Annotated in this window: 33 protein-coding genes and 2 pseudogenes; 23 read left to right on the plus strand and 12 right to left on the minus strand. The window is 38.8% G+C overall.

Annotated elements, in window-relative coordinates; translation table 11 throughout:
• Positions 1-452: 452 nt before the first annotated feature.
• Entirely contained in the window at positions 453-692 is a 240-nt protein-coding gene (locus J2T13_RS17595; RefSeq protein ID WP_429373596.1) for a hypothetical protein, read from the plus strand.
• Positions 693-711: 19 nt separating this feature from the next.
• Positions 712-903, plus strand: a complete 192-nt coding sequence (locus tag J2T13_RS17600; RefSeq protein WP_429373598.1) for a hypothetical protein — start codon at positions 712-714, stop codon at positions 901-903.
• 11 nt (positions 904-914) lie between these two features.
• Here J2T13_RS17600 and J2T13_RS17605 read toward each other — a convergent pair whose 3' ends face one another.
• Both J2T13_RS17605 and J2T13_RS17610 read right to left on the minus strand, forming a co-directional pair.
• Positions 915-1,151, minus strand: a complete 237-nt coding sequence (locus J2T13_RS17605) for a hypothetical protein (protein WP_429373600.1) — start codon at positions 1,149-1,151, stop codon at positions 915-917.
• A 551-nt stretch (positions 1,152-1,702) separates the two neighbouring features.
• Entirely contained in the window at positions 1,703-1,870 is a 168-nt protein-coding gene (locus J2T13_RS17610; protein ID WP_429373602.1) for a hypothetical protein, read from the minus strand.
• Between the two features lie 37 nt (positions 1,871-1,907).
• Here J2T13_RS17610 and J2T13_RS17615 point away from each other — a divergent pair, with 37 nt between their 5' ends.
• Complete coding sequence (locus tag J2T13_RS17615) at positions 1,908-2,006, plus strand: YjcZ family sporulation protein (protein ID WP_429373604.1); 99 nt, start codon at positions 1,908-1,910, stop codon at positions 2,004-2,006.
• A 195-nt stretch (positions 2,007-2,201) separates the two neighbouring features.
• Here J2T13_RS17615 and J2T13_RS17620 read toward each other — a convergent pair whose 3' ends face one another.
• Complete coding sequence (locus tag J2T13_RS17620) at positions 2,202-2,744, minus strand: hypothetical protein (RefSeq protein WP_429373606.1); 543 nt, start codon at positions 2,742-2,744, stop codon at positions 2,202-2,204.
• 195 nt (positions 2,745-2,939) lie between these two features.
• Between J2T13_RS17620 and J2T13_RS17625 the strand changes: the two genes are divergently transcribed.
• Positions 2,940-3,278: a DUF4064 domain-containing protein gene (locus J2T13_RS17625; protein WP_429373608.1), complete on the plus strand. Its 339-nt coding sequence runs from the start codon at positions 2,940-2,942 to the stop codon at positions 3,276-3,278.
• Between the two features lie 287 nt (positions 3,279-3,565).
• On the opposite strand, the gene J2T13_RS17630 is transcribed toward J2T13_RS17625, so the two are convergent.
• Positions 3,566-3,760, minus strand: a complete 195-nt coding sequence (locus tag J2T13_RS17630) for a hypothetical protein (RefSeq protein ID WP_429373610.1) — start codon at positions 3,758-3,760, stop codon at positions 3,566-3,568.
• A 63-nt stretch (positions 3,761-3,823) separates the two neighbouring features.
• Between J2T13_RS17630 and J2T13_RS17635 the strand changes: the two genes are divergently transcribed.
• Positions 3,824-4,003, plus strand: coding sequence for a hypothetical protein (locus J2T13_RS17635; RefSeq protein WP_429373612.1), 180 nt, complete (start codon positions 3,824-3,826; stop codon positions 4,001-4,003).
• A gap of 705 nt (positions 4,004-4,708) precedes the next feature.
• Here J2T13_RS17635 and J2T13_RS17640 read toward each other — a convergent pair.
• Positions 4,709-5,275, minus strand: coding sequence for a hypothetical protein (locus J2T13_RS17640; protein ID WP_429373613.1), 567 nt, complete (start codon positions 5,273-5,275; stop codon positions 4,709-4,711).
• 332 nt (positions 5,276-5,607) lie between these two features.
• On the opposite strand from J2T13_RS17640, the gene J2T13_RS17645 reads away from it, so the two are divergent.
• Positions 5,608-6,537, plus strand: a complete 930-nt coding sequence (locus J2T13_RS17645; protein WP_429373615.1) for a hypothetical protein — start codon at positions 5,608-5,610, stop codon at positions 6,535-6,537.
• Positions 6,538-6,629: 92 nt separating this feature from the next.
• Here the strand turns inward: J2T13_RS17645 and J2T13_RS17650 are convergent.
• Together J2T13_RS17650 and J2T13_RS17655 are read right to left on the minus strand one after the other, a co-directional pair.
• Positions 6,630-7,173: pseudogene (locus J2T13_RS17650) on the minus strand (IS3 family transposase); the annotation flags it as partial.
• A 12-nt stretch (positions 7,174-7,185) separates the two neighbouring features.
• Positions 7,186-7,518 (minus strand): annotated as a pseudogene (locus tag J2T13_RS17655) (DUF2441 domain-containing protein); the annotation flags it as partial.
• A gap of 214 nt (positions 7,519-7,732) precedes the next feature.
• On the opposite strand from J2T13_RS17655, the gene J2T13_RS17660 reads away from it, so the two are divergent.
• From J2T13_RS17660 to J2T13_RS17685, 6 genes are all read left to right on the plus strand, one after another.
• The gene (locus J2T13_RS17660; RefSeq protein ID WP_429373617.1) at positions 7,733-7,966 is read left to right on the plus strand and encodes a hemolysin XhlA family protein; all 234 of its coding nucleotides are present in this window, start codon (positions 7,733-7,735) and stop codon (positions 7,964-7,966) included.
• A 1-nt stretch (position 7,967) separates the two neighbouring features.
• Positions 7,968-8,789, plus strand: a complete 822-nt coding sequence (locus J2T13_RS17665; RefSeq protein WP_429373619.1) for a M15 family metallopeptidase — start codon at positions 7,968-7,970, stop codon at positions 8,787-8,789.
• 1 nt (position 8,790) lies between these two features.
• Positions 8,791-9,069 carry a holin gene (locus tag J2T13_RS17670; protein WP_429373621.1) on the plus strand — a complete coding sequence of 93 codons (279 nt, stop codon included), beginning with the start codon at positions 8,791-8,793 and terminating at the stop codon, positions 9,067-9,069.
• 172 nt (positions 9,070-9,241) lie between these two features.
• Positions 9,242-9,394, plus strand: a complete 153-nt coding sequence (locus tag J2T13_RS17675; RefSeq protein WP_429373623.1) for a hypothetical protein — start codon at positions 9,242-9,244, stop codon at positions 9,392-9,394.
• Positions 9,395-9,616: 222 nt separating this feature from the next.
• Complete coding sequence (locus tag J2T13_RS17680; protein ID WP_429373625.1) at positions 9,617-10,696, plus strand: AlbA family DNA-binding domain-containing protein; 1,080 nt, start codon at positions 9,617-9,619, stop codon at positions 10,694-10,696.
• Positions 10,697-11,022: 326 nt separating this feature from the next.
• Positions 11,023-11,754 (plus strand): hypothetical protein, encoded by a 732-nt coding sequence (locus J2T13_RS17685; RefSeq protein ID WP_429373627.1) that lies wholly within the window; start codon positions 11,023-11,025, stop codon positions 11,752-11,754.
• A 207-nt stretch (positions 11,755-11,961) separates the two neighbouring features.
• Here J2T13_RS17685 and J2T13_RS17690 read toward each other — a convergent pair whose 3' ends face one another.
• Together J2T13_RS17690 and J2T13_RS17695 are read right to left on the minus strand one after the other, a co-directional pair.
• The gene (locus J2T13_RS17690) at positions 11,962-12,636 is read right to left on the minus strand and encodes a bZIP transcription factor (protein ID WP_429373629.1); all 675 of its coding nucleotides are present in this window, start codon (positions 12,634-12,636) and stop codon (positions 11,962-11,964) included.
• 131 nt (positions 12,637-12,767) lie between these two features.
• Positions 12,768-13,127: a hypothetical protein gene (locus J2T13_RS17695; protein ID WP_429373631.1), complete on the minus strand. Its 360-nt coding sequence runs from the start codon at positions 13,125-13,127 to the stop codon at positions 12,768-12,770.
• A gap of 203 nt (positions 13,128-13,330) precedes the next feature.
• On the opposite strand from J2T13_RS17695, the gene J2T13_RS17700 reads away from it, so the two are divergent.
• Positions 13,331-13,567, plus strand: coding sequence for a group-specific protein (locus J2T13_RS17700; RefSeq protein WP_429373779.1), 237 nt, complete (start codon positions 13,331-13,333; stop codon positions 13,565-13,567).
• Positions 13,568-13,634: 67 nt separating this feature from the next.
• A complete protein-coding gene (locus tag J2T13_RS17705; protein ID WP_429373633.1) occupies positions 13,635-13,778 on the plus strand; it encodes a hypothetical protein in 144 nt (47 codons plus the stop codon).
• 561 nt (positions 13,779-14,339) lie between these two features.
• On the opposite strand, the gene J2T13_RS17710 is transcribed toward J2T13_RS17705, so the two are convergent.
• From J2T13_RS17710 to J2T13_RS17720, 3 genes are all read right to left on the minus strand, one after another.
• A complete protein-coding gene (locus J2T13_RS17710) occupies positions 14,340-15,584 on the minus strand; it encodes a tyrosine-type recombinase/integrase (protein WP_429373635.1) in 1,245 nt (414 codons plus the stop codon).
• A gap of 75 nt (positions 15,585-15,659) precedes the next feature.
• Positions 15,660-16,070 (minus strand): ImmA/IrrE family metallo-endopeptidase, encoded by a 411-nt coding sequence (locus J2T13_RS17715; protein WP_429373637.1) that lies wholly within the window; start codon positions 16,068-16,070, stop codon positions 15,660-15,662.
• Between the two features lie 10 nt (positions 16,071-16,080).
• Complete coding sequence (locus J2T13_RS17720; RefSeq protein ID WP_429373639.1) at positions 16,081-16,863, minus strand: helix-turn-helix domain-containing protein; 783 nt, start codon at positions 16,861-16,863, stop codon at positions 16,081-16,083.
• A 186-nt stretch (positions 16,864-17,049) separates the two neighbouring features.
• On the opposite strand from J2T13_RS17720, the gene J2T13_RS17725 reads away from it, so the two are divergent.
• The 9 genes from J2T13_RS17725 to J2T13_RS17765 are packed head-to-tail and all read left to right on the plus strand — an operon-like array spanning position 17,050 to position 20,871.
• Positions 17,050-17,247, plus strand: coding sequence for a helix-turn-helix transcriptional regulator (locus J2T13_RS17725; protein ID WP_429373641.1), 198 nt, complete (start codon positions 17,050-17,052; stop codon positions 17,245-17,247).
• Positions 17,248-17,267: 20 nt separating this feature from the next.
• Positions 17,268-18,059 carry an ORF6N domain-containing protein gene (locus tag J2T13_RS17730; protein ID WP_429373643.1) on the plus strand — a complete coding sequence of 264 codons (792 nt, stop codon included), beginning with the start codon at positions 17,268-17,270 and terminating at the stop codon, positions 18,057-18,059.
• Complete coding sequence (locus J2T13_RS17735) at positions 18,056-18,364, plus strand: helix-turn-helix domain-containing protein (protein ID WP_429373644.1); 309 nt, start codon at positions 18,056-18,058, stop codon at positions 18,362-18,364. The genes J2T13_RS17730 and J2T13_RS17735 overlap by 4 nt, the downstream gene beginning before the upstream one ends.
• Entirely contained in the window at positions 18,361-18,561 is a 201-nt protein-coding gene (locus tag J2T13_RS17740; protein WP_429373645.1) for a hypothetical protein, read from the plus strand. The genes J2T13_RS17735 and J2T13_RS17740 overlap by 4 nt, the downstream gene beginning before the upstream one ends.
• Positions 18,542-18,739 (plus strand): hypothetical protein, encoded by a 198-nt coding sequence (locus J2T13_RS17745; RefSeq protein ID WP_429373647.1) that lies wholly within the window; start codon positions 18,542-18,544, stop codon positions 18,737-18,739. Before J2T13_RS17740 ends, J2T13_RS17745 begins: the two co-directional genes overlap by 20 nt.
• Before the next feature lie 9 nt (positions 18,740-18,748).
• Entirely contained in the window at positions 18,749-18,871 is a 123-nt protein-coding gene (locus J2T13_RS17750) for a hypothetical protein (protein WP_429373649.1), read from the plus strand.
• A gap of 54 nt (positions 18,872-18,925) precedes the next feature.
• Positions 18,926-19,207 carry an AbrB/MazE/SpoVT family DNA-binding domain-containing protein gene (locus J2T13_RS17755; protein ID WP_429373651.1) on the plus strand — a complete coding sequence of 94 codons (282 nt, stop codon included), beginning with the start codon at positions 18,926-18,928 and terminating at the stop codon, positions 19,205-19,207.
• A gap of 24 nt (positions 19,208-19,231) precedes the next feature.
• Complete coding sequence (locus tag J2T13_RS17760) at positions 19,232-19,642, plus strand: hypothetical protein (protein WP_429373653.1); 411 nt, start codon at positions 19,232-19,234, stop codon at positions 19,640-19,642.
• Positions 19,639-20,871 carry a DUF2800 domain-containing protein gene (locus tag J2T13_RS17765; RefSeq protein ID WP_429373655.1) on the plus strand — a complete coding sequence of 411 codons (1,233 nt, stop codon included), beginning with the start codon at positions 19,639-19,641 and terminating at the stop codon, positions 20,869-20,871. Before J2T13_RS17760 ends, J2T13_RS17765 begins: the two co-directional genes overlap by 4 nt.
• Positions 20,872-20,884: the final 13 nt, after the last annotated feature.

Here is a 20,884-nt window from a genome sequence, read left to right on the forward strand (position 1 = left end):
GCACAAAAAACAAACGGCACAGGACTTTTCCCCATGCCGTTTCAGATTCCATTTTTATTTTCGCTCTTGTCTTTGAAATTAACTTAATGACATTGTGCTTTCAGGGTCTTTTTTTTGTTCTTCTTCAAAAAAACCACAGAGGCATAACGTCAATATGGTCTCTTTAAATGTAGTATCTGAGCACGTTCAGTGATGCATAGTTGATTTACAAAATGTTACAAATCATTTATATTTAGATTTACCTGATATCGAATTTAAGCACTCTACTTAGTTATGGGTAGGGTATCTTTGTGTTTTTATTCGTATATGAAATTCGTGACTTGTGGAAATTTTAGATAGAATATTTTTATTGGGAGGGAAACATAATTAATCCAATCTATGACCAACAACAAAACGTAAATACTCGAAGGAGCCCTAAAAATAAGGGGTTTCTTCTAATCATTTTATTGTTAGTGACGCTGGCAGTAACGAATCCAACTAAAGAGGATTTTGTTGAGAGTGCAATGAAAAAAATGATGGGATCAGGTGGAAGTGAATTTGTTGAAGGAATTACAAGCTTAATTGGAAGACCTCTGTTGAACTCGGTTACCGGCCGGGATAACTTCATAATTTTTTCGATTTTTAATGTTCCTGATGGCCTTGAGAATAAAAAAGTTCTAGGAGTTTTTAAGTTTATTTTTATTGAAATCTAGATAGAAAAAGGATATAGAAATGAAACATATGATTGGAGATGTGCAAATGTCGGATCAAGAGGAACGAATACGAGAACTTGAAAACCGTATTCATGTGTTGGAGAGTAATTCGAATCAAGGGAGAGGCTGTGGGAGAACAGTCTTGTGGGTTATTTTGGGATTTATAATTTTCTTATTCAGTGTTGGAATAATCCAGTTTATTGCTTCTTAAATGCGAATACCTTAGTAGGCTAATAGCATTGTGTGAACAATAACAGTCATATTCTTAGTGATGGAAGATTTGAAAGATGACAATTTTACAGTTACATTTATAGCTCCATCGTCAGGATACTTATCTTGTTCCTGAGCCTCTACACGTAACTTGATAGATCCATTAGAGTCTACTTTAATTGTTACGCTTGAACCATCGGATAATTCCTTTCCATTAACAAACCCTCCCCACCACCATTCATCCCCCACGCTGTTATTTTTGGACTAATGTTGCACTCACGAAGGTTACTTTTACCTTTGGCGTCTTTCTAGCGGCTGATAGTGGATGTCCACTTGGGACAAAAACCAATATCAACAACATGCGTAGCAATATCATATAAGAGCCATGTTACGTTATACATATAACAAATCTATCTAATCTCTAGGAGCGCCGGTTGAGGCGCTTTTTCTATTGCTCAGTAAGGGGACGTATGGTGACAACAACGGTGAATTTCAAGTATGAACACAGCGGTAACCACAAATGACACTATTTTAACGTCGGAATTGATTTGGAGTGGATGAGGATCGGAAATAGAGGTACACCAACACACCGAAAAGAGGTACAAAAAACACAAAAATAAACACAATCAAATTTGCAGCTGGACCTAAGTTTCTTTTTGAGATATCTCTAACGACCCAAATAGCAAATCCATAGTAGAGCAATATCAAAATGATCAATCCAATATCATTCATTCCTGTATCTCCCCAAAGTAATATATTTCCTAATATTTTACTACAAGAAAAGTTGATTGAATAGAAATTTATTTAAGAGGATAGATAGAAGGATGAAAGCTATAACCATCATCCAGCCATGGTGCAATCCTAGCAATATGTAAATTATCAGGCTGTTTCCTGAGCAAAAAATAACGTATCATGAAGCCCGAATCTTTCTTGCCATTAAACCCAATCCCAATTTTATGTTTTCGCATACATTAACGTGTACCCGATTGGAAAGGAGGAATTACGATGAGTGGAGTTGTTGGTGGATACGGCGGTGGAAGCGTAGGGGCAATTTTAGTTCTGTTCATTTTGTTGGTTATCATTACCAGTGCATTTTGCTTCTAAACTAATATGTATTCTTAAATAACCACATACGATAAAAGAGACCACAAAGGCTAATGCCAAGTGGTCTCTTTTAATGTATTATCTAATCGTTACTTTTTAAAAAATCTACATCCAACGTAGAATCTTGGTGGTACCTCTGATCCTCTGGATTTTAAATTTACTGTAAAACATACTTCCCTGTTCCTTTATATTTATTTATTTATTTATTTTTGTATTCCATGTAAATATACCCTCGGCTATTTCCCAGCCGCCCTCTGGATAATAGTCCCTCCAAAGCTGATGTATTCTACCCTTTTTATCAATTTGAACATCAAGATCGCCCATTAACTTTAGAACCTGTTTTAATGTCCCATCTTGAAGTCGATAAACATATAGCTGGGTATTTGAGGGTGAAAAGGAACCTGTGATGGCTATATGTTTTTCTTTGCTACTTACAGAGTAAATTTGTATATTTACCTCATCGTAATAGGCTCCATCAATTATAAATCCTGTATTGATCAAGACAATAGACCCCTTAGCGTTAATCAAATAAAAATTCCCTGAGTCTGTTAAAATAAATGATTCTTTCTTATTGTCTGAGTTAACGTCCATCGTCTTAATAATTGTAACTATCTCATTGGGATATTTCTTTTTTAAGATATCCTGAGGGGTTAATGTTTGAGCGCTTGAAACTGAGACATTTGACAAAGAAATAACAAATAATAAAATAAGAGACCCTATCAAAACTTTTGTTTTCATGTGATCCTCCGTCGTATATCTATTTTTAATTGTTGCTATAAATTTCGACAGAGAAGGAGGTACTCCTCTTTTATCCAGCTCTGTTGACTTCGGTTGGTGGGGGGCTATTTTTAAAATAGAGTAGTCCTTTATTTTAACCCTTTTTGGGAAAATAAAAGGATTTATGTTGGATTATGGCGAATAGAGGGTGAAAAGATGTTTGCAATGGGTTTGATTGCTGGTATTTTTGGGATTATTGCTTCAATAATTGCAATGTTTATTGGTGGTGTGGACGCTGCTCTGTCTGATAGTGGCACATCCCAAATAGGCGCGCTGGCGGTATCGGCATTATTATTTAGTATTTTAGGTATAGTTGGATCTGCATTTGCTAAAAGCAAGCCGAGGTTATCTGGATGGCTGATGCTAATTAGTGGCATCGCAGGATTCATAAGCATTTCAATGTTCTACATACTTTCTGGTGTTCTTTTCATTATTGCTGGATTCATGGGCATATTGACTAAAAAGAATACAATTGAAAGAACAGTCCAGTCATAGCATCAGGCTTCGTGTAACCCGGATTTTTCTATAATACAAACCTAGCTTTAGACAGAGTGCATGAAGTATTTGGAATCATTACTTAAGTTGCTTGATTTGCTGAAGACAACGAAAAGACCCTGCTGGCATAGCGCCTACAGGATCTTTTCGTGTTCTAATGAGACATATCTATTACCCTAGATACTTTTTTCTGATATCCGCATAAATTACCGCCTATCACTTAAACATCTTTTTCATAAACTTGATCATATCCAAAGTATCAAACCTTCTAATTTCAGGATGAACAATTATAATAATGCTACAAGCTTTTGATATTCTTTCTGTTCGCATCTGAAATAGATAATGCTCTCGAATGGACCGTCTGTGAAGGAAACAACTGCTAGCGAATTATCTTTTTTACGCCCACCAATAGCCGCACCTGCCAGAAGTCCAATGCCTCCGGTAAGTACCCCACCTATAAGAGCACCAGCTGCCAGTCTCATTTATATTGAACAAAGAGGGTATTTCTTCCAAATATCGAATTATGATGTAAGGGAGGTGATGAGATGAACGATATTATTCAACAGTGTCTTGCACTCGAAGATAAATATGGAAAGCTTCCTTTTGATGAGGCGCTTCCACATTTACAAAAAGGCTGGTGGAGTATAGCTAAAAAACATAATACTACAGGTGAGAAAGTAGTGGCTCAGTATCTAGAGTTTAGATCAAATAAAGCGAAGAATTAAGCATCCTAACCGGTGCTTTTTCTTTTGCCCTAATACCTCAGTAAACTTGTCTTCAGGAACTGGCTTGAAGGAACACATATCGACGTTTCTACCAATAAAGAAAGCAGCGGAATATAAACCGCTGCTTTTTCGTATCTTAAAGGTGATTCGTATCAAATTCGTATCATAGCGTAATTTCGTAGTGATCATGGGCTGCTGAAATAAGAAAAACCCTTGATACACAAGGGTTCTCAATGATGATCTGTACTGGATTCGAACCAGTGACCCCTACCCTGTCAAGATAAATAGGTTGTATCTCCTAGTGTGTAGGTATATCTAGGAATGCCTGTATATCAAGGGGTAGCGGATTTTTGTTCCTTGTATTACCTAACTACTTTCTATTGTTATTTCTAATTTGTTGCCAAAAATGTTGCCAAAATTTAAAGCAAGAAGGAAGATATCTGCTATGATTATTCTTTTCCGAAGATTAGCAGTGACTTCTTGAACGACTAACATATATCGGTTAATAAGTAGGAATATTTCTAGATATTATTTTTAAGAAGGGCGTCTTGATTTTCCCCAATCGTAAGCTAAGAAGACCTACCAGACCTGTAATAGGCTTTGGTAGGTCTTCTTCTCTGTTATCTGTTATTTCCTGCATAGTTTTGAGTCAGAGTTGAACGGTTTTAAACGTGGGATGATGCCACGCACTTGCAACTCGAATGTTTATTTAATTTTTGCTAATGACTTCGTCATCTGTGATTCATTTGACTTCACTGCATCGCTGTCCACTGTATCTGCACCTCTATAGGTGTATTTAGTATTTTGCCAGAAGTCATACGCAAACTTAACTATAGGATTATTTTCTGAGTCATCGTAATGTTGCTCAACTATATTTGCTTTGAAAATATTGGTCAACATATACTCATGATTTTTAATATCACTCAAATATGTTCCATCATTAAATTCCTTGACTATATAGTCTTCGAACTCTTTGATTTCACCTTCGTTAGGGACGTAGCTTTTAGCAAGAACGTTTACTTCATCAAATTTTTCTGTTTCCGTTTTATCGGATTTAGCGATTGTAGCAACGCTACTCTTCCAGTCAACCTTTGCTTCAGTAGACACAACTGGTTCAGTTGTTACAGCAGGTGTTGCTTCATCTGGTGTAGCTGTCTTTTCACTTGAAGGATCAATGATTGCGATGACAATAACCATGAGAATAAAAGCATAAGTGATACTTGCTAAAAACATTTTCCACTTCTTTTTACTTCTGAATCCGAAAATCTTCATGCTGTAATTTCCCCTTTGTCTCTTCTATTATTCCACATGAGGGTTGTGATTTTATGCAAGTTCATTCTACTAATAAATTGATTAAGAATCTACCACTATTATCTATAATTGTGTTTATGACGGAACAAACCTTCTTAAGTGATAATCGAAAGAAAGTGATGAATACAAAATTTCACATACATCGTAATATGAAAATGTTAGAATTGAAGAGGAAAATACCATAATTTGCTAAAAATAAACTGGAGGACATAATTTTAGGGAGAAAATGTCGTACTACTCCCGATCCCAGATGTATAAGATTCACAATAAGACAACGAGGGCGGTTATAATAAATGGAAGAGTTAGATAAAGATGTGTTTGGAGAAAGGGCTGTAAATGAGTATCCTAAAAATGGAGAAAAATTATTTAAAGAAACTAACGATTACCAAGACTTTGCCCATCAAGATCGGGATGAAGCAAGCTTTTACAGCTATCTCAAAGGTTATAAAGAGGTAAGTGATATAGCAGTGGATTTTGTAGTAGAATCAAAAGACATGTATATTTTAGGTTATCACCAGTTTCCTATTGTGTTCAATTATAGACAATTTTTGGAATTATCTTTAAAAGCATTATATTATGATTATTCAAACGAAACTATTGAAGTCAAAAGGACTAAATTAAAAAGATTTAGCCATAATTTACAGTCTGTTTGGGATGAAATAGAGCCAATGTTGTTAGGGAAAAATGAAAGTCTCAGCAATATGATGGGAGCTGTAAAAAGTTATGTGGCACAATTTCAAAGCAAAGATGGTGGTTCTATCAATTTTAGATATCCACTTAACAGGCAACTGGAACCTGTATTTACAAGGCAACAAAGAATTGATCTTGTAAATTTAAAGAAACGTATGAATGAATTAGGCAATTTTTTTACTGCTATGGATTTAGTATTAGATAATGATCAAAATGTCGAAACCTATAGGGAAGAATTGAGAGCAGACTGGGAAGCTCAATTGATAGAAATGTATGCTGAATGGGATTATCAAGCAGACTTGATAGCAGAGTGGGAGGAAAGTGAAAGAGAGAGGTTTGAAGAGGAGGAAGCTGAATGGAGAAATCAAGAAGACTTGAAGGCAGACTTGATAGCAGAATGGGAGGAAAGTAAAAGAGAGAGGTTTGAAGAGGAGGAAGCTGAATGGAGAGATCAAGAAGATTTGAGAGCAGAGTGGGAGGAAAGTAAAAGAGCGATGCTTGAAGAGGAGGAAGTTGAGGAATTAGAAGAATAGGCTAATAGAGAACCCGAATAATAAATATAAAGGATAGTTACTCAGAAACACTTTTTAAAATGTACCCATTGTAAAGGACAATTATAAAAAGGTTAGGCAACTTGTTGAAGCTGCTGTCTGTATTTTGCAGGCGGCAGCTTTTTTAAATTCCACTGGCCACGATAATGGTTGTAATAAATCATATAATCTTTAACTTCTTGTTTGACCTGCTCTAACGTTTCACAATTTTAGATATCCGTCTCATCTTTAAAATGCCCAAAGAAGGATTCTTGTGGGGCATTATCCCAACAGTTTCCTCGTCGTGACATAGATTGACCTAACTTCATTTTCTTAACTAGCTTTTGAAATTGCGGGCTCGTGTAGTGCACGCCTTGATCCGAATGAATAAAGGCATCTTTGGTTAAATGATGATGCTTTTGTTTCAGTTTATGGATTGAGTGCGATATCTAATGTGATTCTATCCGACACTTCATAAGCCAAAATTTCATTTGTCTCGGCATCTTTAATGGTCGACAAATAGGCACGCTTGCCGTTTTTGTACGTTAAATACGTGATGTCGGTTAATAATACTTTTCCTGGCACACCTTGTTTAAAATTACGTTGAAGTAGGTTTGGACAAGTTCGATGCTCCTTCGTTCTCCAGTATTTTTCAGCATGATACGCAGCAACTAAAAACGACAGTTCATCTTTATTAACTCCAAGCCATGCAGCATCAAGTTTAATATATTGGTTGTGGTGAAACTCTATCTCCCAGATTGTACACTCTTTTTGAACGATTCTCGATTTCCAAAAGAGTGCATCTTCTATTGTTTCAGAAGCGAAAACAGACTGTAAACGAGATGGAAGATGAGAAAAATACAACCTTCGTTCATATTCATAAATATTCTCGGTTAATACGTCTTGCAACGTATCTTTATTAGCTTGCTGAGCGTAGTACTTGTCACCATGTTGAGAAAGACCATCGGGATATCTGCGTTCCATTATTTCTTTCAGGAAAAAAGGATAGGTATTAATTTGTGATAGATTGATGGTGTCATTTTCTTTTAAAGAATTATTTCTATCAATATGGTAAGCACGCAATATTAAACCTCCTTGAGTCAGATGGTATAACCATTCGACAAATAAGGAGATTTTACCTTTATGTCCTCATAACTATGGGGGCTATTTGTATTTAGATAGAAAAGGGGGAAGTTGTATGGATGAAACTACAGAAATATTACAACGTCTGACACGTGTTGAGACCAAACTGGATGCCCAATTGAATGCTAAAGATATCGCACAGGAAGCATTGAGTTCAGCAAAATCAGCACACCATCGACTTGATGAGATTGAAGCTGATCAAAAGTGGCTTTGGCGCACAATTGGTGGATCAGTAATAGGTATCGTGATGGCTGCTATAGTGACTGCAGTTAAATTAGGGGGGCTATAAAGTGGCCACACTTGAAGATTTAAAAAAGAAGTCTGCTGCAGAGATAACGGACAAGCTTATTCCAGCTGTGAAACTAGGGTTGGAAAAGCTTGTTGAACGATGTTATGCAAAGGGCGTAGAGATTCGTATCACGTCCGGTTATCGTTCATCAGCTCAGCAACAGTCTATCTATGATCAAGGACGTACAAAGGCAAGTAAAGCTAAAGGCGAAAAGATAGTTTCTAATGCAAAGCCTGGCTATTCGATGCATAACTACGGTTTAGCCGGTGATTTTGTCTTAACCAGAAATGGCTATGACCTGACAGCAGACAGTAACAGTAACGGAATATCAGATTGGTTGGAAGTTGTGACACAGGCGAAATTATTAGGTTTTGAGTGGGGTGGGGATTGGATCAACTTTAAAGATCGCCCTCATATTCAAATGGCGTTCGGATTGAGCGTAAGTAAGCAATTATTAAAAGGCATACGCCCCACTCAGGCACAAATGGATGAAGTGATCAAGAAAATTAAAGCACTGGAGGATGATTCAGATATGGCTAATATCAAAGAATTGGAAACGAAGATTCAATTACAAGGTGAAGCGATTGAAGCACAGGAGAAGCGTATGGTTTCATTAGAGAAGCGTGTTAATATCACAGGTAATCAAGCGCCACCCGAATGGGCTCATAAATCTTTATCAGCAGCTAAGAGAGCTGGAGCGATCACAAAGACAACTGATAAAAGTCACGCTGATTTGTTAGCCATTCAGATGAATTATAATCTAGGTCTCTACGATTCGGGAGTTATTCAGCTTATTAACTTAAATAAGGAGGGAAATAAGTAATATGGAAAATCAAAACTTAGTTGATGTGTTGGTCTTCGCTTCGGTGTTGGCCGTTTTTGTGTTGGCAGGGGTTGAATTAGTAAAGAGAATGGTTAATGTTCCTAAAAATATATTGCCGCTGATCGGTTTGGTGATTGGGCTCATTATTGGTGCCGCATTTTATCCATTCACTGAGCTAGCTATTGCAGAGAGATTGTGGGCTGGAGGACTTGCTGGAGTGAGTGCTACCGGTCTTTTTGAATTGGCGTTTAATAAGCGTGCCGGCACAACTAAAGAGTAAATTTAATAGGAGCCTTCCGATTAGTGTCGCGGAAGGCTCCTATAGTTTATGTAATACTTTGCTCTTATTAAGAGCTGGGGTTAATATGGAAAATCGTAATAATTTAATCGTTTTATGTTATTATATACCTGAATAACATATCAAAGTATTTTTTTGAGGAGGAAGATAAGCGATGGCTATTTACGTGTATTTGGATCAAAAATTCTACAAGAAGGTTGATGAACCTAAAGATGTGAATTCGGAGGAAATGGGGAAAGTTGCGATTTCCGGAAGTGAACAACGTGAAGATGGGGACTATAATTTGTACATTGTGACAGTAGAGTAAAAGCAGACAAAGTAAAAGTACATAAGCTTATAATATATTACAAGAGAAACGAATCCCTGAAGCTGTGATGCCAGAGGGTTTATTTATTTTCAACCTCAATATAATCTCCTTTTAAGGCTCATTATCGAAATGATACAGGTTTAAATAGAATGATATTTATAAAATTGTCTCGAGTAATCGGAGACACAGGAAAATATAAATCTGATTTGGAGGTTTAATAAATTGTCTACATACTCTAAGCGATTAGATAACGTTAGCCTTGACGATCTTCAGCAATTTGCACAATTCAATATGAAAGAGGATCAACACCATGAATTTAAAGGAGAGATGCCGCATGCGGACTCTTTCTGTGCAGCCATCACATCCTTTGCAAATACCTTTGGTGGGGATTTCTTTCTTGGAATCGATGCACCCGAAGATGGTACGGTGAGTCTACCAGGGATCGCGACGACGGACACTGATAAGGAATTACTGAAGTTCATGAATATCCTCCAGAATGGAGTAGAGCCCAAGCTCCCCCATATAGACACCAAGGTTTTTCAAGTCAGTGAGGGATGCTATGTCTTTTTGTTTCGGGTAGGACGTAGTTGGGTTCGCCCTCATCGAATCAAAGGTTCGGCCAAGTTCTATTCAAGAAAGTCGAATGGGAAGTTCCCGTTAGATGTCTTCGAGTTACGGCAGATTTTCGCTGAAAGCGGGGATTTCGCTAATAAGGTGCGTCAATTTAGAGAGGAAAGAGTACTGCACCATTCATTAAAATTTGGTTCAAAGCCTTTTACCCTTGTCCACCTCTTACCAGTGTCCTGTTTTGAAAATCGGTTTGCACTAGACCTCTCTCTATTCTCCAGTCTCCGTCTAACTCCAATGGCCAGTGCAGGTTGGAATCCTCAAATTAACTTCCATGGTATTTACTCAGAAGCAGATGGGAAAGAAGAACTCTCGCTGACTCAGGTCTTTCGTAACGGGATTATTGAAGGCGCCTCGAGTAGGTTAACAAGAGATTGCCGAATCTCATCACAGGGTGTTCCTAAGAATATTTTTAAGTTCGTGAATCAGAATGTTATGAACTATGAGATGATGGGCATGCAAGAGCCCTTTTATGTTATTGTGTCTATGTACGGTGTCCAAGGTTACGTATTTGAGATCAACCGGGAGAGGTTTGACTCTCCTCCACCGCTTGACGAAGATAGGCTTATTTTCCCAGAAGTTATTATCGAAACGCGGACTGACCTGAAAGAACAACTGACCCCAATTTTTGATGCACTATGGAACGCTTTTGGGTTCATGTCGTTCACTGAGTAAGGTTACTTAATGGTCTGAATTAATAAATTGGATATTTAACTAGTATAACACCAATGTGGTCTTTATCTATTTCTAACCCCAATATAATCTCCCTTTAAGGTTCATCTTCTAATATAAAGATAACCCATTTTTATTGATGTGTACGAATAGCTCTGCTGACTTCGGTTGGTGGGGTTATTTTTTTGTTTGGGTAGAGATGTATTTTCTGGGAAAAATGAAATTGTTTACATAATATTACAATATAACTATAATTATATGATAGTCAGGATTAGGAGTATTGCTCTGTTTCTGATGATAGTTATGGGGAGGTTAGGAGGAGTATGAAAATGCATATTATTAATTTCAGGTATCCTGGATTAAATTTGGATTACGGTATTGAATGGGCTGCTGAAAATCAGATGATACTAAATAACATTGAAAGCGAATTAGTTGCGACGGCTATTTCTTTAAGTTACTTTGAGATGGAGAGAAGCAAGCCCTATGAATCCCTTTCCGTTACATTAAAAAGAGAAAAGACTCGGATAAATGAAATTCTGTCAGAGAATCCACAAGGCATAGATGTTGATCTTATTCTCAAAAGAGAAAAATGGGCTCGGGGTGAAATACCAACAACATATCAACACTCAGTTGAGTTTGTATTTGCAAAATCCTTTTTGTATAGCGTGGATGCAATATTCAAACTATTGAGAGTGCTAGCCAAAGTTGAAGATATCCCTTCAGAGATTCCTGTAATAATCAAGGAGTTAATATCGAAGTATCCCAATGTATCTAAGTTAAGGAATTCTGAAGCTCATAAGGAGGATCGTATTAGAAGGATAGGGAGGGAAGGAGTAAAGATTAAATTAAAACCTCTCCGTAACAATATTATACGCTCTAGTACCGGAATGCTGATTTCGAGTACCTTGAATGATAATAAACTGGGGTATACTATGGATAATGGAAAGTATGGAGAACTAGAGGTTAGTCTTGATACATTGAACGTATTAACAGAAGCGTATCAAAAAATACTTGATTCCTTTGATTGGATTGGTCCAGCTATACAATTTCCAATAGAATAACGTTGAGTTATGATTACCCCGACAGACATTACGTCTGCGGGGTAATGTCTGTTTAGATGATAAAATTCGAACTCTCCCCAGTTGTGGGACAACTCCTCCAGAACGAAGGAGAATATCAACTATTAGACTGAAACTTAATAACTTAGGGGATTATACTGAAGAAGCTTTACTCTCTGATTGCTTGCTGCTGCTATATGTAGTTCCTTTTTAACGGATTTTGTACTCATAGGCTTCCCCATTTATTTTGATTTCTGCACTTAACGGTTTCTCATCAGTTTCTATTTCCTTAGGGACTTCTGCTAAATATAGCAACGTTCCAGTTTTTAATGGTTGGATACTTGATATATTGGCATACGTGAAGTCTTCACCGCTACCTTCTTCGAGAATTGTGAAGGTCGTATATTCATATTTGCCATCATATTTAAATTTAATATCAGCTAATGTATCAGCTGTTTTACCCGAATCGGCAAGATTCTTTATTTTTAAAGTTATTGCCAAATAGGTTGAATCAGCTTCCTTCGACTCGTAATAAGTATAGTATGATCCAGGGCTAGAAGGTTCAATTTTTTTGGAAAACTGTGTCTTTGACACAATGACCTCAGCGAAATCCTCGATTGAATAAGGCTGACCTTTCATGAGTGTAATGACCTGTGGCGTTAGATCCTCTTGTTTGACTTCTTTAACATCCTCAGACACTGCTAGTGAGTCCGAATCTTTTGCAGCTGTGCTAAGTGATGCTTGTTCCCCTTTCAACTGCTCGTTCTCTTGCTTCAAGGCACTAATCTCGGATTCCAATTTCTTTAATTTGGTAGAGTCATTAGAAGCGCATGCTGATAGCAACAACATGATAGATGCGAGTAGCAATCCAATTTTCATTTTCATTTCAATTCCCCCAATATCTGATAATAAATGGCATTACTAGTCTATCAGAACTAGGAATATATATCCATATTTTCACAAAATATTTATAGGTTCCCTCATATGTTCCGGTAAATCCTTTTTTTGATACATACTTATATCAAGCCCAGGTATTTCCTCATTAACACAGATACTTCAGCAGTTACAAATTCCCACCTCATTGACATTTCCCCGGTTAGCCCTCGACACTTAAAATATGCGTGTACTCCATCTACATACCGATGTTCTTCATATACCTTGATTCCACGTTTTAGAAATTCTTTACGCACTCCCGATAGCTCTAACGTGACGTCCATCATGGCCTTCTCAATCACCTCACTGTAAATGGGTGTCTTAAATAGATCTGAACCCATAATCTTATTGTCACGCTCGAACGCCGTAAGGATAAGAGGCAACAACAAATACTTTTTGACTAGTCTTTGATCCATTGCAGATATTGGTTCTCGGACTCTCATAAATCAGCACCACTTTCCAACGTTTTCGTTAATCACATTAAACCATAATATATTTCAATTAACAAGAACATACGTTTGGTATATACTGTGAACATAAGAGATAGTAATAGGGTTACTAGTTACTATTAAAAACAAGATTAATGGAGGGGATATTCTTGGGGAAATTAGTAACTGTTGATATCGATCAGGAAGAAGTCTTGAAGATGTGCCGAGAGAGAATCAATACATTGATTAAGGAAGTAGATGCGGAATATGTATTTTGGGATAGTAAAGAGCTAATGAAACGGACCTGTATGAGTTGGAATACAATTCAAAATACATTCTTTTTTGATCCGAGATTTATTAAACATAAAGTGGGGACTAAATGGTATTTCCCCGTTAGAGAGACTAGAGAATTCCTTGAAAAATGGTTGAGAGAACAGCCGGTTGGAAAGTACTGAATTAAACTCACTGAGTTGTATCAATGTACATTAAGGAATAAATGTGAATTAAGGAGATGCAAGCGGAATGATAAAGCGAGAACCATACGAGAGGCAGTTCATAAAACTTATGGCTAAAGGGATGAGGATTATAATCGAAGAGAGAGAACAAGAACTTGAAATGAAAGAAAAAGAATGTAAAAATATATCCAAAAATAAAAACGATTCCTAATATTTGAAGGAAATTAAACTAAGATTAGAATTATATTCTTTAGAAGTAGCGTTACAAAAAATAATATAAATTAAGAAGGAAATGCCCATTCTATGGATATTTCCTTCTTCGAATTTTCAGGGATTCCACAGAATGATATTGGATATTAATAATGGAGTAATTTAAGTGATGGCTTATTTATTTTTTTCGGCCGCCATTGAAAAGGGGGTTGAGATAGGTAAAAAAATAAGATAACAAAAAAAGCTCTAGAATTTTGCTTGAGCTTTTTTGTTTCCTCCCCCAATCCTCCCCCAATCCATTGAAAGCATCTAATAGATATACTTCTGGAAATAAGAAAAACCCCTGCTACACAAGGGTTTTCAGTAATGATCTGTACTGGATTCGAACCAGTGACCCCTACCCTGTCAAAGTGAAATTATTGACCTAGAGAGACCTAGTGAACCTTGAAAAACCTTGGTATAAGTGGATTCTTGGAATGTAACCTCGAATGAGAATTAGTGATAAATAGGGTGGGAAAGTGAATCTCGTCCCCAATCCGTCCCCAACTTGTCCCCAAGAATTTTATTTTGCGGAGGGATTACTTGAGGTGTTAAGCTGGAGGTTTTGCGGGGAGAATTTATTGAACTTTTCAGCAGTATCACGGCTGAGTTTTTTTGTGACGTGAGCATAAATATCAGACGTGGTTTGCTCTCTAGCATGACCCAGTTGCTTTTGGATTGCCTTCATGGATGCTCCAGCTTCAATGAGCAGCGTGGCGCAGCTATGCCTCAGGTCATGGAACCGTATCTTTTTTAGACCACGTCTTTCTGTGAATCGGCTCCACCATCTGTAAGGATATGAGTGATAATAGGGATTCCCGAATCCCCCGTGAAAGACATACTCACGTTCTTCACCTTTCCAGACCTTCATTTCCTTTACCTCCCACATTTCCTTTACCCATTCTTTACGATAAATTCTTAACTCATCCATGTACCAGTCCGGGAGAGTGACTGTCCGTTTTGAGCTCTTGTTTTTTGGACCCTTCTCAATCGCCTTACCCTTCTCAGTTAAGGATATGCTATTAACTACATCTATTGTGCCGTTAATTAAGTCAATGTCTTTCCACTCTAGCCCAACTAGCTCACCACGACGAAAGCCACCGATCATGGCACCTAGGATAAATAACCTCCATTTTCGTGGTTCATCATATAGGGCAGCAATAATCACTTTTGCTTCGTCCTCGTCGTAGTACGCACTCTCTGTCTGTACAACTTTAGGTCGTTTAACTCCAATTATCGGATTGGCTTTGATAAACTGCCATTCGGTTGCTCTTTGCAAGATGTTTTTCAGTATCCGATAAATATACTGGATGGTGCCAGACGACAGCGGCTTGTCCTTGCCATCTTTACGGGCTTCTGGTTTGGCGAGATCCGTAAAAAAGGTAACTAGATGGATTGTCTTTATGACGCCTAACTCTTTATGCCCTAGTTTATCCTTGAGGTGTGACGCGTAGTAGGTCTGATAAGTTTTGTAGGATAAAGGGGATAGGTTATCAGTATTGGCCGCATATTTCGGCTTCCATTCGTTTTCAAAAAAATGATCCAGAGTCATCTTCTGAGGCTTGATATATTCACCCGATTCTATCTCCTTCTTAAATTCGTGCAGTTGATCATCTAGGTATTCTTGTAGCTTTTTGGTTGTTCGCAATAGTGCTTTGTCATCAATCTTAATTGTCTTTGTTTGTTTATCGCGCACACCAGAATCTCCGGCCTCAACAATGAGTCGCCAACTGTTTGAACCTCTTTTTTCTATGCTCCCACTTGCCATTCTTCTTCCTCCTTACAAACACATGTTCTATTTTTATATATAGTAAACCGCCTTGCAGCGGTGGAAGCGCATAGGTTATAAGTAAAACTTATGTAACTCCCGAGGTATGGAGCAGCGAAGCAGGTAAGTTTCTTTACTCTCCCCAATCTCAGGATCAGTGGTGTGTGTAAGGAGTTTCAGTGCGAACCGATTAGCCTGACATTCAAACTTCCCCACGTTAAAGAAAGAATGCTCATCCAGCCAGAAGCGGTTAAATCCTGGGTGGAGTCTGTCATGGGCGAGCTCGTGAGCACATACAAATCGTTGCCAATGATCGTCGAGATTTTCATCAATAACAATGAATCTTCGTCTTAATGTTCTATAGTATAGACCCCGTGTCCCATCTCCAAAACTTGTGAATCGGATCAAAATATTCATTCCCTCGGATATTTGAAACGGATCATTTGTTCTAAATTTCCGAACAAGCTTTGTAATAGTATCATCCAAGTTGTCTCACCTACCCGTTGGAGTTATCTGTGGGGCCCTTCTTGTTTTTCTTTCTACCATAGGTTTTCTTGTTCAGTTCTTTAGCTTCCCAGAATAACCCTGTAAGAACGTCCATAACACGCTGCTTAGCTTCCCCTTCAATAGGCACGCCGTCAAACATTACAGGTGTGTCTTCCTCAAGCATATGCTTAAAATCTCTAGCGTCTTTTGAAGTGGCCCATTCGGGTATTTGGGATGGTTCATTGTGATCATCTCTCGCAAAGGTTTCTTCAAAGGACTTTAATTGATTGGGACTCTCATATTCTGTGGCTTCATTGAAATCTTCATTCGCAAAGATCTCTTCAATACTCCTTTTATCTTGTGGACCATCATAGGCTGGAGGTTCTTGGCGTGCGTAGGCTGATGTTATCGCGTAGGACGAAACGCCTAGGTAGCGACTCAGGCGATCTAATAATCCATCCTTTTCGTAGTCCAGTGGAGTAGGTTGTAGGTTATCAATATTTTGTAATTTATCCAATGGGATTTTTGTTTGCTCCGATAATTCTTCCATTGTAATTCCTATCTCAGTGAGACGGTTTTTGATTATCGCTCCGAGAGAATTATTCGATATATAGTCTAAAGATTTATCGAAATAATCAGCAATTGCCTGTAGTGCGCTGATTTGAGGGTCTTTAGTTCTGCCATTTAGTATTTGTGTAAGCGTAGAGTAGGGGATTCCAGTATCCTTTGATAGCTTGTATCTACTGATCCCCTTTTCCGCCATCAACTCTTCTATTTTACTGTACACGTTCATTTGACAAATCCTTTCTCTTTTAAGTTATAACTCATAGGAGTAATAGTAACTCATAAGAGTTAGATATGTCAAGTTATAAAGAGTTAAATGCAGAAAACCAGACATTTTATAACGTATATGAGTCACACCTAACTAGACAGTAACTCACCTGAGTGATAGTGTTGTTTTAAGAAGGAGGCGAAACACATGGGGATGCTGATCAAAAGTAACGTGGACAAGCTACTCGAAAGCAAGGGGTGGACGCTGTATCGACTTAGTAAGGAAAGTAAAGTGTCGATGACGGTCATTTATAACCTAGGAAGTAGAGAGCATGGACCGACTGCAGAAACGCTTATTAAAATAGCTGATGCTTTGGGAGTGAAGGTAGATGCTTTGCTGAGATGAAAAACGGGAGGGAAAAACTTATGAGTCAATTTCAAGTTATCAATCATGCTGAACAGCGTGTGCTGACAACAGCGCAACTCGCTGAGTCATTCGGTACAGAAACAAAGATTATCAGTAAGAATTTCGAAAGAAATGAAAATCGCTATTCAGCAGAAAAGCATTTCTTCTTGATCCAAGGTGAGGAGTTAAAGGAATTCAAAGCTAATCGTCAAATTGACGATAACCTCAAATTTGCCCCTAGCATATATCTCTGGACTGAAAAGGGAGCTTGGATGCACGCGAAGTCACTCAACACAGATCAAGCTTGGGAAGCTTACGAATTACTAGTAGATGATTACTACAGCGTGAAGATCAATACTCAGGCGTTATCGCCGGAATTGCAATTATTCAATCAAATCTTTAATTCAGTGGCTCGAATGGAGTTAGAGCAATCGAAGTTGAAAAATGATGTAGATGCAGTCAAACAGCAAGTTGAGAATCAAAATGAAATCCTTGCCTTAAATCCGATTGATGGCCGTAAGAAGGTAACAGGTCTTCTTAATAAAGTTGCTCAATCTCTTGGTGGTGGTAGTTCCTATCAAGATGTTCGTACTGACAGTTACAAAAGACTAGAAGATCGGGCAAGGTGCGATTTAACTAAGCGAGTAGTGAATAAGCGTCAGCGGATGGCGCTAGAGGGTCTAGCTAAAACCAAGATTGATAAAGTCAGTAAGCTGGATGTGGTTTTTGAGGATGGGAAGTTGACAGAAATCTATTTCGCCATCGTGAAGGAAATGGCTATTCAAAACCGGATTGAAGCTGATGTCTCATGACAGCCATTGAGCAAGCCATTGCTGATATGGTGGCAGTACAAGTTGCCGATGCTGAGAAACGTATTATGGAACGACTTTCAGTTTCTTCCGATAAAACCTTATCTTTTTCTAAAACTTGTGAGTATCTGCAGATGTCGGAGTATACGTTGCGAAATCTGTGTAAGGCCAAGCGCATTCCGCACCGGACCGTAGGGGCAGAGGGCAGTAAAAGTCCACGTTACCTATTTAGTAGTTCATCTCTAGATCGTTGGAAAAAGGAAGAAGAAGATCGGAATTATTGCTCAACAGGTGGTGTAAGCCAATGAGTAAGGTTCTGGATCTAGCTACTGATGAAGTAATCGACTACTGCACTAATACAGAGTGTGGGACTGAGATCATACTCGGTCAAACTGCTTGGATGTACGGGCATGAAATGTGTTGTAGCTCAAAATGTCTACTGACCAGATTAGGTGTGGTAGCGGTGACTGCTGGGAGGGATAGTGGTGATCGTTCGGCCAGGTAACATTTACTCGTTCCAATACCTCAATGATAAGCCTGTAACGTGGGTGGTAGATGTAGCAAATGTGAAGGCAGACAAAGTACACATGCACAAACAACGTGATGGCAAACCCAAAGAAATGAGTTTGAAACGCTTTGTTAGCTTGTACGAACGTTACGGGGTAGACCTTGAAGGGAGGTGAGACAAGAGGATGAACGTAACCGGAAGAGTTTGGCTAGAGCTGACACGCGATGAACGTATGGTCGTACTGAGGTTCGCAACAGAGGAAAACGCTAAGAAATGGATAAAAGCCACTGCGCCAACAGTAGCTTAGGTAAAACAAAATATAGTTAAGGTCAGTTTAACCTGATCGAGAGGAGAATGCAATATGAAAGCTACAGGAATTGTACGTCGCATCGATGATTTGGGCCGAGTGGTTATACCTAAGGAGCTTCGTCGGACGATGGGAATTGCCGATGGAGATCCTGTTGAGGTATTCGTAGAAGGAGATAGGATCATTCTTCGTAAGTATGCACCTGGGTGTTGCTTATGTGGCATCGTGCGTGATTCTTTAACGCCTCTTTATCCAGACAAACTTGTGTGTAAACCGTGTGTAGAAATGATATTGAAAAATGAAGAAAAGATATTGAAAGCAATGAGCACTAATTAAATTCATTTATAGGAGGACTCATATATGTCAGTACAAATTACGATTAACGGCGATAACGCCGCAGAAGCTATTCAGGAGTTCGCTACCTTATCCGCTGCCTTTACAGGACAAGCCTCTGCACCAGTTACAGCATCATTGGAAGATTTAAAACCTACGCGTCAAACTCGTAAAGCCTCTGATCCTAAGAAGGAAGAAGTTAAGGAGCCTGAGACAGTGAAGGAAGACACTCAAGCGGAACAAGACCAAGAACCTGCAGGTGATACTGTAGATATTCCTACTATTGTAGACCTTCGGGCTAAGGCACAAGAAAAGGGCAAAACGCCGGAGGCTAAGAAGGCGATCAAGGCGTTGCTTGATAAATTCGAGTCGAAATCTGTCTCAGATGTTCCGGAAGATATCCGTACCGAGTTTATAGCTGAGCTTGAAGCGTTATGACGCAACCAGCACATGCTGAAAGAGCTCACGCCCTGTTAGGAGCATCCAAAGCGGATCAATGGATCAATTGCCCACCGAGCGCAAGAATTCAAGAGAGCATAGCAGATAAGCAGAGCGAGTACGCAAATGAGGGCACACTGGCGCATGAATTGTCTGAAATTATGTTGCATCGTCAGTTACTTCCCTGTAATTCAAAACAACGGAAGCAGTTAGAAAAGGCTCTAGAGAAGATTAAGGCTAATCCTTTGTATGATCTGGAAATGGAAAGCTCAGTTGCGGAGTATGTTGATCTAGTAGCTGAACGCTTCATGGAAGCAAAGGCTCGTAGTGTAGATGCCGTCTTGCTGCTGGAGGATCGATTGGACTTCACTGAATGGGTACCGGATGGCTTTGGTACAGGTGACGTTGTGATCATTGCTGACGGTGTACTTGAAGTTATTGATCTCAAATACGGTAAGGGCGTTCCCGTTAGTGCTTTCAACAATCCTCAGATTCGACTATACGGGCTTGGCGCATGGCACGGCTATAACTACCTTTATGGGATTAATGAGGTCCGTATGACTATTGCTCAACCGAGATTGGACAGCGTTAGCACAGACTCTATGGCAATAGGTGATTTGATCGAGTGGGCAGAGTCAGTAGTTAAGCCTGCCGCAGAGTTAGCCTTTGCAGGTGAGGGAGATTTTAAAGCAGGTGATCATTGCCGCTGGTGCAAAGTCAAAGGCAATTGTCGGGCTAGAGCTGATGCAAATATGGAAGCTCTCCATTATGAATTTAAAGAGCCTGCTTTGCTTAGTCTGGATGAAATTGGATCGATTCTCTATGTTGCTCAGCAGTTGAAGGTATGGGCTAAAGATGTAGAAGATTACGCCTTCGACCAAGCGAAATCGGGGAATAGAATTCCTTTGTGGAAGTTGGTAGAGGGTCGAAGCAATCGAGCCATTACAGATAAGGATCAAGCTGAGAGCGCACTTGCCGCTGATGGTTGGGACTTAGATATTATTTCTCCTCGTTCTTTACTTGGAATCACAGCGTTGGAGAAAGTGATTGGAAAGAAGCAGTTCGGTGATCTGTTAGGTGATCTGATTGTGAAACCACCAGGTAAGCCCGTGCATGTTCCTGAGACGGACAAGCGTCCAGAACTTAACAGTCTTGACGAAGATTTTGCTGGTGAGGGTGACTGGCCAGAAACGTTAGACTCGCTCGGAGAATTATCTATTCCGCATTAAATTACTTAACTAA

Source organism: Paenibacillus sp. DS2015 (assembly GCF_050433705.1).
Lineage (GTDB): Bacteria > Bacillota > Bacilli > Paenibacillales > Paenibacillaceae > Paenibacillus_AQ.

What these genes read in the sequence shown, in the direction of transcription:
- J2T13_RS17755 (WP_429373651.1), top strand. Translation starts at nt 18,926, where the DNA reads ATGAAAGCTACAGGAATTGTACGTCGCATCGATGATTTGGGCCGAGTG.
- J2T13_RS17720 (WP_429373639.1), bottom strand. Translation starts at nt 16,863, where the DNA reads ATGAACGTGTACAGTAAAATAGAAGAGTTGATGGCGGAAAAGGGGATC.
- J2T13_RS17675 (WP_429373623.1), top strand. Translation starts at nt 9,242, where the DNA reads ATGGCTATTTACGTGTATTTGGATCAAAAATTCTACAAGAAGGTTGAT.
- J2T13_RS17685 (WP_429373627.1), top strand. Translation starts at nt 11,023, where the DNA reads ATGCATATTATTAATTTCAGGTATCCTGGATTAAATTTGGATTACGGT.
- J2T13_RS17730 (WP_429373643.1), top strand. Translation starts at nt 17,268, where the DNA reads ATGAGTCAATTTCAAGTTATCAATCATGCTGAACAGCGTGTGCTGACA.
- J2T13_RS17725 (WP_429373641.1), top strand. Translation starts at nt 17,050, where the DNA reads ATGGGGATGCTGATCAAAAGTAACGTGGACAAGCTACTCGAAAGCAAG.
- J2T13_RS17635 (WP_429373612.1), top strand. Translation starts at nt 3,824, where the DNA reads ATGAACGATATTATTCAACAGTGTCTTGCACTCGAAGATAAATATGGA.
- J2T13_RS17735 (WP_429373644.1), top strand. Translation starts at nt 18,056, where the DNA reads ATGACAGCCATTGAGCAAGCCATTGCTGATATGGTGGCAGTACAAGTT.
- J2T13_RS17620 (WP_429373606.1), bottom strand. Translation starts at nt 2,744, where the DNA reads ATGAAAACAAAAGTTTTGATAGGGTCTCTTATTTTATTATTTGTTATT.
- J2T13_RS17705 (WP_429373633.1), top strand. Translation starts at nt 13,635, where the DNA reads ATGATAAAGCGAGAACCATACGAGAGGCAGTTCATAAAACTTATGGCT.
- J2T13_RS17630 (WP_429373610.1), bottom strand. Translation starts at nt 3,760, where the DNA reads ATGAGACTGGCAGCTGGTGCTCTTATAGGTGGGGTACTTACCGGAGGC.
- J2T13_RS17640 (WP_429373613.1), bottom strand. Translation starts at nt 5,275, where the DNA reads ATGAAGATTTTCGGATTCAGAAGTAAAAAGAAGTGGAAAATGTTTTTA.
- J2T13_RS17625 (WP_429373608.1), top strand. Translation starts at nt 2,940, where the DNA reads ATGTTTGCAATGGGTTTGATTGCTGGTATTTTTGGGATTATTGCTTCA.
- J2T13_RS17695 (WP_429373631.1), bottom strand. Translation starts at nt 13,127, where the DNA reads ATGAGAGTCCGAGAACCAATATCTGCAATGGATCAAAGACTAGTCAAA.
- J2T13_RS17600 (WP_429373598.1), top strand. Translation starts at nt 712, where the DNA reads ATGAAACATATGATTGGAGATGTGCAAATGTCGGATCAAGAGGAACGA.
- J2T13_RS17610 (WP_429373602.1), bottom strand. Translation starts at nt 1,870, where the DNA reads ATGCGAAAACATAAAATTGGGATTGGGTTTAATGGCAAGAAAGATTCG.
- J2T13_RS17765 (WP_429373655.1), top strand. Translation starts at nt 19,639, where the DNA reads ATGACGCAACCAGCACATGCTGAAAGAGCTCACGCCCTGTTAGGAGCA.
- J2T13_RS17670 (WP_429373621.1), top strand. Translation starts at nt 8,791, where the DNA reads ATGGAAAATCAAAACTTAGTTGATGTGTTGGTCTTCGCTTCGGTGTTG.
- J2T13_RS17660 (WP_429373617.1), top strand. Translation starts at nt 7,733, where the DNA reads ATGGATGAAACTACAGAAATATTACAACGTCTGACACGTGTTGAGACC.
- J2T13_RS17710 (WP_429373635.1), bottom strand. Translation starts at nt 15,584, where the DNA reads ATGGCAAGTGGGAGCATAGAAAAAAGAGGTTCAAACAGTTGGCGACTC.
- J2T13_RS17645 (WP_429373615.1), top strand. Translation starts at nt 5,608, where the DNA reads ATGGAAGAGTTAGATAAAGATGTGTTTGGAGAAAGGGCTGTAAATGAG.
- J2T13_RS17740 (WP_429373645.1), top strand. Translation starts at nt 18,361, where the DNA reads ATGAGTAAGGTTCTGGATCTAGCTACTGATGAAGTAATCGACTACTGC.
- J2T13_RS17700 (WP_429373779.1), top strand. Translation starts at nt 13,331, where the DNA reads ATGTGCCGAGAGAGAATCAATACATTGATTAAGGAAGTAGATGCGGAA.
- J2T13_RS17690 (WP_429373629.1), bottom strand. Translation starts at nt 12,636, where the DNA reads ATGAAAATGAAAATTGGATTGCTACTCGCATCTATCATGTTGTTGCTA.
- J2T13_RS17750 (WP_429373649.1), top strand. Translation starts at nt 18,749, where the DNA reads ATGAACGTAACCGGAAGAGTTTGGCTAGAGCTGACACGCGATGAACGT.
- J2T13_RS17760 (WP_429373653.1), top strand. Translation starts at nt 19,232, where the DNA reads ATGTCAGTACAAATTACGATTAACGGCGATAACGCCGCAGAAGCTATT.
- J2T13_RS17615 (WP_429373604.1), top strand. Translation starts at nt 1,908, where the DNA reads ATGAGTGGAGTTGTTGGTGGATACGGCGGTGGAAGCGTAGGGGCAATT.